This window comes from Parasphingopyxis sp., assembly GCF_052168295.1.
In the GTDB taxonomy this organism is placed as follows: domain Bacteria; phylum Pseudomonadota; class Alphaproteobacteria; order Sphingomonadales; family Sphingomonadaceae; genus Parasphingopyxis.
Map to the genome: position 1 here is coordinate 1 of NZ_JBQLZN010000068.1, position 9,506 is coordinate 9,506.

The 9,506-nt window shown below is 63.0% G+C and carries 8 protein-coding genes and 1 pseudogene; 3 read left to right on the top strand and 6 right to left on the bottom strand.

The window, feature by feature from the left end:
• Together gatB and ACTS1Z_RS11225 are read left to right on the top strand one after the other, a co-directional pair.
• Nucleotides 1-1,097 (top strand): Asp-tRNA(Asn)/Glu-tRNA(Gln) amidotransferase subunit GatB (gatB, locus tag ACTS1Z_RS11220; RefSeq protein WP_442624552.1); only part of this gene is annotated, 1,097 nt, incomplete at its 5' end.
• Complete coding sequence (locus ACTS1Z_RS11225; protein WP_442624553.1) at nt 1,097-1,996, top strand: glutathione S-transferase family protein; 900 nt, start codon at nt 1,097-1,099, stop codon at nt 1,994-1,996. The genes gatB and ACTS1Z_RS11225, both read left to right, overlap by 1 nt.
• A 7-nt stretch (nt 1,997-2,003) precedes the next feature.
• Here ACTS1Z_RS11225 and ACTS1Z_RS11230 read toward each other — a convergent pair whose 3' ends face one another.
• The 6 genes from ACTS1Z_RS11230 to astD all read right to left on the bottom strand — a co-directional run bounded on the left by ACTS1Z_RS11230 (nt 2,004) and on the right by astD (nt 7,443).
• Nucleotides 2,004-2,783, bottom strand: a complete 780-nt coding sequence (locus ACTS1Z_RS11230; RefSeq protein ID WP_442624554.1) for a phosphoadenylyl-sulfate reductase — start codon at nt 2,781-2,783, stop codon at nt 2,004-2,006.
• Nucleotides 2,773-3,201 (bottom strand): DUF934 domain-containing protein, encoded by a 429-nt coding sequence (locus ACTS1Z_RS11235; RefSeq protein ID WP_442624555.1) that lies wholly within the window; start codon nt 3,199-3,201, stop codon nt 2,773-2,775. The genes ACTS1Z_RS11230 and ACTS1Z_RS11235 overlap by 11 nt, the downstream gene beginning before the upstream one ends.
• Entirely contained in the window at nt 3,194-4,828 is a 1,635-nt protein-coding gene (locus ACTS1Z_RS11240; RefSeq protein ID WP_442624556.1) for a nitrite/sulfite reductase, read from the bottom strand. The genes ACTS1Z_RS11235 and ACTS1Z_RS11240 overlap by 8 nt, the downstream gene beginning before the upstream one ends.
• A 1-nt stretch (nt 4,829) precedes the next feature.
• Nucleotides 4,830-5,126: a DUF2849 domain-containing protein gene (locus tag ACTS1Z_RS11245; protein ID WP_442624557.1), complete on the bottom strand. Its 297-nt coding sequence runs from the start codon at nt 5,124-5,126 to the stop codon at nt 4,830-4,832.
• Complete coding sequence (gene cobA, locus ACTS1Z_RS11250; protein WP_442624558.1) at nt 5,123-5,920, bottom strand: uroporphyrinogen-III C-methyltransferase; 798 nt, start codon at nt 5,918-5,920, stop codon at nt 5,123-5,125. Before cobA ends, ACTS1Z_RS11245 begins: the two co-directional genes overlap by 4 nt.
• A gap of 62 nt (nt 5,921-5,982) precedes the next feature.
• Nucleotides 5,983-7,443, bottom strand: a complete 1,461-nt coding sequence (astD, locus tag ACTS1Z_RS11255) for a succinylglutamate-semialdehyde dehydrogenase (RefSeq protein WP_442624559.1) — start codon at nt 7,441-7,443, stop codon at nt 5,983-5,985.
• 403 nt (nt 7,444-7,846) lie between these two features.
• Between astD and ACTS1Z_RS11260 the strand changes: the two are divergent.
• Nucleotides 7,847-9,506 (top strand): annotated as a pseudogene (locus tag ACTS1Z_RS11260) (hypothetical protein); the annotation flags it as partial.

The window sequence follows — 9,506 nt, forward strand, 5'->3', positions numbered from 1 at the left end:
AGCGCATCCATGTCGAGCAGGATGCGGGCAAGCTGATGCACGACCAGCATCCGACCATGAGCTATGTCGATCTCAACCGCTCCGGCGTCGCGCTGATGGAGATCGTCTCGCGGCCGGATATGCGGTCTCCCGCCGAAGCAGGTGCTTATGTGCGGAAGTTGAGATCGATACTCAGGTACGTTGGCTCGTGCGACGGCAATATGGAGCAGGGCTCGATGCGCGCCGATGTGAATGTTTCCGTGCGCAAGCCTGGGGATGAATTCGGTATTCGCACCGAGACGAAGAACGTCAATTCGATCCGCTTCATCCAGCAGGTTGTCGAAAGCGAGGCGCGGCGCCAGGTCGATCTGATCGAGGATGGCGGGACGGTCGTACAGGAAACGCGGCTGTTCGACCCGGATAAAGGCGAAACGCGCTCGATGCGCTCGAAGGAAGATGCGCACGATTATCGCTATTTCCCGGACCCGGACCTGCTGCCGATCGAGCTTTCCGAGGAATTCGTTGCGGATGCTCGCGCGAGCCTGCCGGAGCTGCCGGATGACAAGCGCCATCGCTACGAAAACGAACTGAGCCTCAGCGCCTATAACGCGGCCGTTCTGACGGCAGAGGCGGAAACGGCCCGCTGGTTCGAGGTGCTGCTTGCCGAGAGCGCGAAGAAACAGGGCAAGCCCGAGGCCGAGGTCGCCAAGGCTGCGTCCAACTGGCTGATCTCGGACCTCTTCGGCGGTCTGAATAAGGCGGGCGTAACGCTCGAGGAATCGCCGATCAGCGCGGCGCAGGGTGCGGAATTGCTCGCGCTCGTCGCCGATGGCACGCTCTCCGGACCACTCGCCAAGCAGGTCTTCGAAATCATGTTCGAAACCGGTGACGATCCCGAAAAGATCGTCGAGGAGAAGGGGCTCAAACAGACCTCCGATACCGGCGAGATCGAAAAGGTAATCGCCGAGGTGCTGGAGGCTAACGCCGACAAGGTCGAGGAATATAAGTCCGGCAAGGACAAGCTGTTCGGCTTCTTCATCGGCCAGACGATGAAAGCGATGGGCGGTAAAGCCAATCCGAAAGTCGTCAACGAGCTACTGAGGAAGGCGCTAAGTTGATGCCGGAAGTCATTCTTCACCATTACGACAATTCGCCGTTCGGGCAGATCATCCGCCTGTGCCTGGCGCACAAGCGTCTTGCCTGGAAATCGGTCGAAGCGCCGGTGGTCGTGCCCAAACCCGATCTCAGTGTGCTCACTGGCGGCTATGAGCGCATTCCCGTGTTGCAGATCGGCGCGGACATCTATTGCGACACCGCCATCATCACGGCCGCGCTAGAAGATCACATGCCCGAACCGAGCCTCTATCCCGAACCGTTCGGGGTGGCGGGAAAGATGATCGCGCTCTGGTCCGCGAATTGCTGGTTCATGCCGGCCGTCGGCGTAGCGCTCGGGACCAATCCGGATGCCTTGCCCGACGCCTTCTGGAAGGATCGCGGTCGCCGCTTCGGCATGAAGCGCGAGACTTTCCTTCCGATGGTACCGCATCTGGAGGGGCAGTTTCGCGGTGGCGCGCAGCTGGTAAAAGATGCGCTCGCCGATGGCCGCGCCTTTATCGGCGGAGACGATCCCGGCCATGTCGATTTCGCGCTCTATGTGAACATCAAGTTCGTCGAATTTGCGGGCGTGCAGCCCGGCGACTTCGGATCGGACGTCGCGGAGTGGTTCGACCGCGTCGCTGCGCTCGGTGACGGTAATCGCGAAGCCTGGTCGGCCGATCAGGCGATCACGCACGCCGCTGATAGTGATCCCGTCGGAGGATCGTCGGTGGCGGAGGACAGTGGTTTTTCCGCCGGTCAGACGGTGTCGGTGACGACCGATTCGCCCGATCCCGCCGCCCCGGAAGGTTCGTTAGTCGGGCTCGACGATAGCCGGATCGTGCTATCGCGTACGCATGAGCGCACCGGCGAGGTCCACGTCCATTTCCCGCGTCTCGGGCAGATCGTGAAGCCCGTTTGAGGGCGTTCTAGAAAACCGGCTGGTTCGCCTCGTCTTCGCCATCACCGCCGTCGATCGGCGTGTGGATCCCGCATTCCGTCTTGTCCCAGCCGCGCCAGCGGCCCGCGCGCGGGTCTTCGCCCGGCAGCACCTTGCTCGTGCATGGCGCGCAGCCGACCGAGAGATAGCCTTCGGCTTCGAGCGGATGGCGGGGCAGGTCATGCTCGTCGAAATAGGCGTCGAGATCGGCCTTCACCCAGTCCCCGAGCGGGTTGAGCTTGAGCCGCCCGTCCTCCACTTCGAAGCGCGCGATATTCTCGCGGGTGACCGACTGGAACGCCTTGCGGCCCGAAATCCAGGCATCGAGACCTTCTTTCGCGCGGGCCAGCGGCTCGACCTTGCGGATCGCGCAGCAACCGTCCGGATCGAACGACCAGCGCAGGCCGTTTTCGTCCTTATCGGCGATGGTCTCCGGATTGGGCGTCACGATCGATGCATTCTTGATGCCGAACGCTTCGATCAGCGTGTCGCGATATTCGAGCGTTTCCGGAAACATCTTCAACGTGTCGACGAAGACGACCGGGATCGCCGGATCGGCCTTGGCGACGAGGTGCAGCAGTACCGCGCTTTCGGTGCCGAACGAGGAGACGACGGCGATCTCGCCAAGCTCGTCTTCGGCGAAGAGGGCGCGCAGCATCGTCTGCGCGTCCACGCCTTCGAAACGCTTGTTCAGCGCATCGGCATCGGCCTGGGTATAGCGCGGCCGGGCGTCGATGACGTCGAGTGCGCGGGCTGCGTTACTGGCCATGTCGCTTGCTCCAGATGGGGTGTCTGTCATCGGCCGCCTCCTGATACACATGCTTCCAACGCGTCAACGCTATTTCCGTATCCGCGGGATCGAGGGGCTGTTCGGGCGCGAAACTGTCGAACCCGCAGCGGCGAAGAAAATCGAGCTGGTCCACCAGTACATCGCCCTGAGCGCGCAATTCGCCCTCATAGCCATGCTCGCGCAGGATGCGCGCGGCCGAATAGCCGCGTCCGTCGGCGAAGGTTGAAAAGCCGATTTCGATCAGGGCGAGACGATCCAGATAGGGCAGGAGCTGACGGGCATCTTCGCCGTCTTCGAGCCGAACGGCAGTCGCATTGGACTGTTCGAGAAACCCGTCGAGCGTCACGGCCGGTTCCTCATGTTCTTCGTCGTCGCGGAAGCGCAGGATATCAGCCATAGAGCGCCTCCTTGAACGGCTCCATCCCGAGCCGGCGATAAGTATCGACGAAACGTTCGCCATCCTCGCGCTGGGCGACATAGACGTCAGTGACCTTTTCTACCGCATCGACGATGCCGTCTTCGTCGAAGCCGGGGCCGGTGATTTTGGCGAGGCTCACATCCTCCGCGCCCGATCCCCCGAGCAGCAGCTGGTAGTTTTCGACGCCTTTCCGGTCGACGCCGAGAATGCCGATATGGCCGGCGTGATGATGACCGCAGGCGTTGATGCAGCCCGAAATCTTGAGCTTGAGTTCGCCCAGCTCCTTCTGCCGGTCGATATCGGCGAACCGCTGGGCGATCTTCTGCGCGACGGGGATCGAGCGCGCATTGGCAAGACTGCAATAATCGAGGCCAGGGCAGGCGATGATGTCGCTGATCAAGTCGAGATTGGGCGAGGCGAGATCGGCTTCGACGAGCTTCTGCCAGACCGCGTAGAGATCCTGTTTCCGGATGTGCGGGAGCACGATGTTCTGCGCATGCGTCACGCGGCATTCATCGAAGCTGTACTGCTCCATCAGGTCTGCCATCACGTCCATCTGCGCCGAGCTGGCGTCGCCCGGAATACCGCCGACGGGCTTCAGGCTGATCGTCGCGATCGCATAGCCGGGCTGTTTGTGCGCATGAACATTCTGATCGACCCAGACCGCGAAATCGGGGTCGGAGCGATCGATTTCGTCGCTGAGGCCGGTCTCGTAAGCCGGGTCCTCGAAATAGCCGATGATCCGCTCGAACTCGGCTGCCGGAGCATCGATATTCTGGCCCTGCAGATGCTCGAATTCGGCCTCGACTTCCTCGATGAACTGTTCCGCGCCCATTTCGTGGACCAGGATCTTGATGCGCGCCTTGTACTTGTTGTCGCGCCGTCCGTAACGATTGTAAACGCGCATGATCGCTTCGGCGTAGCTCACCAGCTCTTCGGCGGGCACGAAATCGCGGATCAGCGGCGCGATCATCGGCGTCCGGCCCATGCCGCCGCCCGCATAGTAGCGCGCGCCGATCTCGCTCGCCTCGTTCCGCACGATCTGAATGCCGATGTCGTGGAGGCGCATCGCCGCGCGGTCCTCGTCGGACGCGATGACGGCGATCTTGAACTTGCGCGGCAGGAAGGAGAATTCCGGGTGGAAGCTCGACCATTGGCGCAGGAGTTCGGCATAAGGCCGGGGATCGGCCACTTCGTCGGCCGCGGCGCCCGCAAACTGGTCCGAGCTGATGTTGCGGATGCAGTTGCCGCTCGTCTGGATCGCATGCATCTCGACCGAGGCAAGATCGGCGAGCAGGTCCGGCATGTCTTCCAGCTTGATCCAGTTATACTGGACATTCTGCCGCGTCGTGAAATGGCCGTAGTCGCGATCAAATTTGCGCGCGATTTCGGCGAGCATGCGCATCTGCCGGCTGCTCAGCGTGCCATAGGGAATGGCAACGCGCAGCATATAGGCGTGGAGCTGCTGATAGAGGCCGTTCTTCAACCGCATCGGCCGGAACTGTTCCTCGGTCAGCTTGCCTGCCAGACGCCGCTCCACCTGATCGCGAAATTCCGCAACGCGCGTATCGACCATCTCCTGGTCGTAATTGTCATATTTATACATGTCAGATTACCCAGTTTCCGGCGGCCGGGTCCGGCGGCGCGATTTTGAGGTCGGGGCGCACGGTCGGGCCGGTGGCGCGGACCTTTTCTTTGATATGGACGGGGAGGATGCCATTGTCGGTGCGTTCGGCATCGACCAGATAGCAGTCGTTGACGACGCGCTTGGCGACTTCGCGCGCCATGATGTCCGGCGCATTGTCGCCCATTTCGGCGGCATCGGAGACATGGCGCGACCAGTCATAGCCGGTCCACCACACGACATCGCCGGTTCTCAGATCGTTGCCGGTCAGTATCTTCATGCCAGATTCTCCGCATTTTCGGCGAGCGCGACCAGCCGGTCTTCGGCGAGCGATCGGTCGACGACTTCGCCGACGATGATGACCGCGGGGCTCTCGACCTTCTCCCGGTCGACCAGCCCGCCGAGATCGGCGAGCAGGCTGCGCATGGCGCGGGCGCCCGGCAGTGTCGCGCGCTCGACGATCGCCACCGGCATCGATGGCGACACGCCGTCGGCGATCAGCTTGTCGGCGATATTCGCCGCCGTCGCGACGCCCATATAGATGACGAGCGTTCGGCCCGTGCCCGCGAGCCCGGCCCAGTTCTGGTCCGACAGGCCCTTGCACTGGCCCGCGACAAAGGTAACCGCACTCGACGCCTCGCGGTGGGTGAGGGGGAGCACGGCCTCCGCGGCAGCGCCGAGCGCGGCAGAAATGCCGGGCACGATTTCGACATCGATCCCGGCCTTGCTGAGCGATTCGGCTTCTTCGCCGCCCCGCCCGAAAATGAATGGATCTCCGCCCTTGAGACGCAGCACCGTCAATCCCTCGCTCGCCTTTTCGACGAGCAGCGCATTGATGCCGGGCTGCGGCACGGTGTGGCGGCTGCGCTTCTTTGCCACGGAAATCCGCGGCGTCCCGGTGGGAATGAGGTTCAGAATACGCTGATCGACAAGCCCGTCATGCACGACGATATCGGCAGTGCGGATCGCGTTGAACGCCCGCATGGTCAGCAGGTCGGGATCGCCCGGCCCGGCGCCGACAAGCAGAACCTTTCCGGTGGCGTCCGAAGCAGATGTGCGGCTCGATCTTTCCATGCGAGCAACATGGCCAAATCGGTGCCGCGGAACAAAGCATGGTTGCTTGTTGCGCCTTTAGTTCAGCTTTTCGGCTCGGATAGCTTGGATTCGTCGTAGGTCTTTTCCGCCGGCGGATCTTTCAGGCCGATAGCGATCGCGGCGCGCGCCGCCGGTGCTTCGGCCGAGGCGACGGGATAGGCGCAGTAATCCGCGGCGTAATAGGCGCTCGGTCGGTGGTTGCCGGAAAATCCTATGCCGCCGAACGGCGCGGCCGACGATGCGCCGTTGGTCGGCTTGTTCCAGTTGACGATGCCGGCGCGGCTGTTCGCCCAGAATCGGTTGTAGAGGTCCGGCGAACCGCTCACCAGCGAGGCCGAAAGCCCGAAGCGCGTATTGTTCGCCTCGGCGAGCGCGCTTGCGAAATCGGGCACGCGGATGACCTGCAGCAACGGCCCGAAAATCTCCTCGTCGACGCGATCGCTCACTGACGTGACATCGATCAGCCCGGGCGTAAGAAACGGCTTGTCGTCCTCGACGCGGCGCAGATGCGCGATCGGATTGCCGCCTTTCATCATCAGATCCAGGAAACCGTCGGTTACCGTTTCGGCCGACGCATTGTCGATCACGCATCCGATGAAAGGCTGGGGATCGGCATCGGGCGGTCCGATTATGATCCGGTCGATGATCTTGCGGACGGCCTCGATCAGCGGCTCATGCTTACCCTCTTCGACGATCAGGCGCCGCGCGGCCGTGCAGCGTTGTCCGGCCGTCATATAGGCGGACTGGACGACCAGAGCCGCGGCCGCGTCGATATCGGGCGCGTCCCACACGATGAGCGGATTGTTGCCGCCGAGTTCGAGCGCGAGGATCTTGTCGGGCCGGGGGCCGAACTGCTGATGCAGCGCAAGGCCGCCGCGAACCGAACCGGTAAAGAGCAGTCCGTCGATCCCCTCATGCGCGGCCAGCTCCTTACCCTGTTCCGGCCCGCCCACCAGCAGGCGGACGACATCCTCCGGAACGCCGGCTTCATGATAGCAGCCGACGAGAAACTCGCCGACCGCCGGCGTCTTCTCCGACGGCTTGAAGACGACCGCGTTACCCGCGATCAGCGCTGGCACGATGTGGCCGTTCGGCAGATGCGCGGGGAAATTGAACGGGCCGAGGACGGCGAGCACGCCATGCGGCTTGTGCCGCAGCGCATTCTGTTCGCTGAGCGCGCCTTGCTTCTTGCGCGAGGGCGTGCGTTCGAAATAGGCCTCGACCGAGATATCGACCTTGTTGACGACAGCCTCGACTTCGGTGCGCGCTTCCCAGAGCGGTTTGCCCGTCTCGCGCGATATGAGATCGGCGAACTCGTCGATCTTGCCGCGCACGATATTGGAGAAACGGCGCAACGCCTCGATCCGGAAACTGTGCGATTGCGCCGCCCATTTCGCCCAGCCGCCCCGTGCCGCGCGAACCTCGGCATCGGCATCGCCGACCGGAGCTTCCCAGATTTTCTCGCCGGTTACGGGATTGGCGGATATGATTGTGTCTGTCATGCGCAACTACCTTGGCGGACCCTCCAACACGGCGGCTCATCCACGTCAAGCACCCGGTGTCTGCAATTGCTGTTCCGGTCCTTTCGAGCCGAGTTCGAAAAGCGATATCCGTCGTCTAAGCTGGTGATCCAAACTCACAATTCACCGGACGAGCCGCTCCGTTTGCCGCACCGGGCCAACGCCGGGTACCCAGAGTGAAACCCGCTGACAGCGGGCGTTACGTTCTCTGCGAAATCTTTAGCGTAAACAAAAGTGTAACTTTGCTTCGCTTGACTCTGTGTCTGGTTGATTTGACACTGCGCAACATTGCTATGTGAGTCGGTGTCGCGCTGACAACATTATAGTCAGCCCCGAACCGGCTAGCGCAATCGTGCTTCACGCGCGGTTTTTCTGGGGGCTTAACATGAAGAATATCCGTCTCATTCCCGGCTTGGTTTCGCTTGCCATAGCCGCGACCTTCAGCGTGAGCGCCCTGGTTCCGATCGACGCGGCATATGCGGATGATTGCCTGCTCGACACGAACAATGACGGCAATGCCGATACGGATGTCGATACCGACAACGGCGCCAACTCCGACGGCGTAAATGCCCGTGTGGCGTGCGGCAACAACGCCCAGGCGACCGGCGCGTTTTCGACGGCGATCGGTTCCGAGTCCCAAGCGACCAACGATGAAGCCACCGCGCTCGGCAACGATGCCACCGCGACCGGGGTCGATGCCACCGCCATCGGCGCGGACGCCCAGGCTACCGGCAACCAATCGACGGCGGTTGGCGAGTTTGCCGTCGCCGATTTCACCGATTCCGTCGCGGTCGGCCAGAGCGCAGATGTCGGCGGCGTTGCGGCCATCGCTGTCGGCGCCGATGCCAATGCCGGCAATCTCAGCACCATTGCCATCGGTGGCGGCGCCAGCGCCACAGGTCAAAATGCCGTTGCTATCGGCGGAGACGGGACCGATGGAGGAGCTACGGCAGCTGTCGCTTCCGGCAACAACTCAACCGCTGTCGGCGGCGACGCGGCGGCCAATGGCGAAGATGCCACGGCAATTGGCGCAGGCGCACAGGCTGCCGCCTTCGGCACGGCCTTTGGACGGCTGGCCATCTCCAGCGCCAGCGAAGCGCTAGCCATCGGGCAGAGCGCCGATGCCACCGGCCAGGCGGCCATCGCATTGGGTACCGATGCACAGGCAACCGCAGTGGGGGCCATCTCGCTCGGTCGGCAAGCCAATGCGGCAACGGGTGATTCCATCGCCATCGGGCGCGCAGCCGCAACCGTCGGAGCCAGCAATAGCATTTCGATCGGTACCTTCTCCGACACGACTGCAGCCGGCGCGATCGCTCTGGGCAACAATGCCCAATCGGGCGGAACGAACAGCATCTCCATCGGTCGGGACAGCGCTACGACCACAGCCGGATCGGTCGCCATTGGCGGCGATGACGGTGATGGTGACGCTTTGGGCGCACAGGCCACCGGTACGGACTCTACTGCGATCGGCGCGGATACGGTCGCCAGTGGTAGCGGTGCCGTCGCGCTTGGCAGCACTGCTCAAGCCACCGATACAGGCACCACCGCACTAGGCCAGGAAGCTATCAGTAGCGGTATTCAGTCGGTCGCAGTGGGCCAGATTTCGCAAGCCACCGGCTCTTTCGCGGTGGCAGTCGGCGTGAATGCGCAAGCGACGGGCGTCAGGGCCGTCGCGAACGGCGTCAGCGCCATTGCCAACCAGCAGGACGCTATCGCAATCGGCGGTCTGTCCAATGCGGCGGCAACAAATGCGATCGCAATTGGAACACTCTCGGATGCTACTGCCACCGGTGCGATCGCCATCGGCGGCAACGGCGCCGACGGCGATGGCAATGGTGCACAGGCGACGGCGGTTCAAGCGGTGGCCTTTGGTGCGGACGCATCGGCGGGCGGCGCCAATGCGATGGCGCTGGGGGCGGCGAGCGAAGCGAATTTCGACGGCGCGGTAGCGATCGGCGGCGACGGTTCGGATCCGAACACTACGGGCACCAGGGCCGAGGCGGCCGAGGCGACGGCGATCGGTGCGGATGCACGGGCTGCGG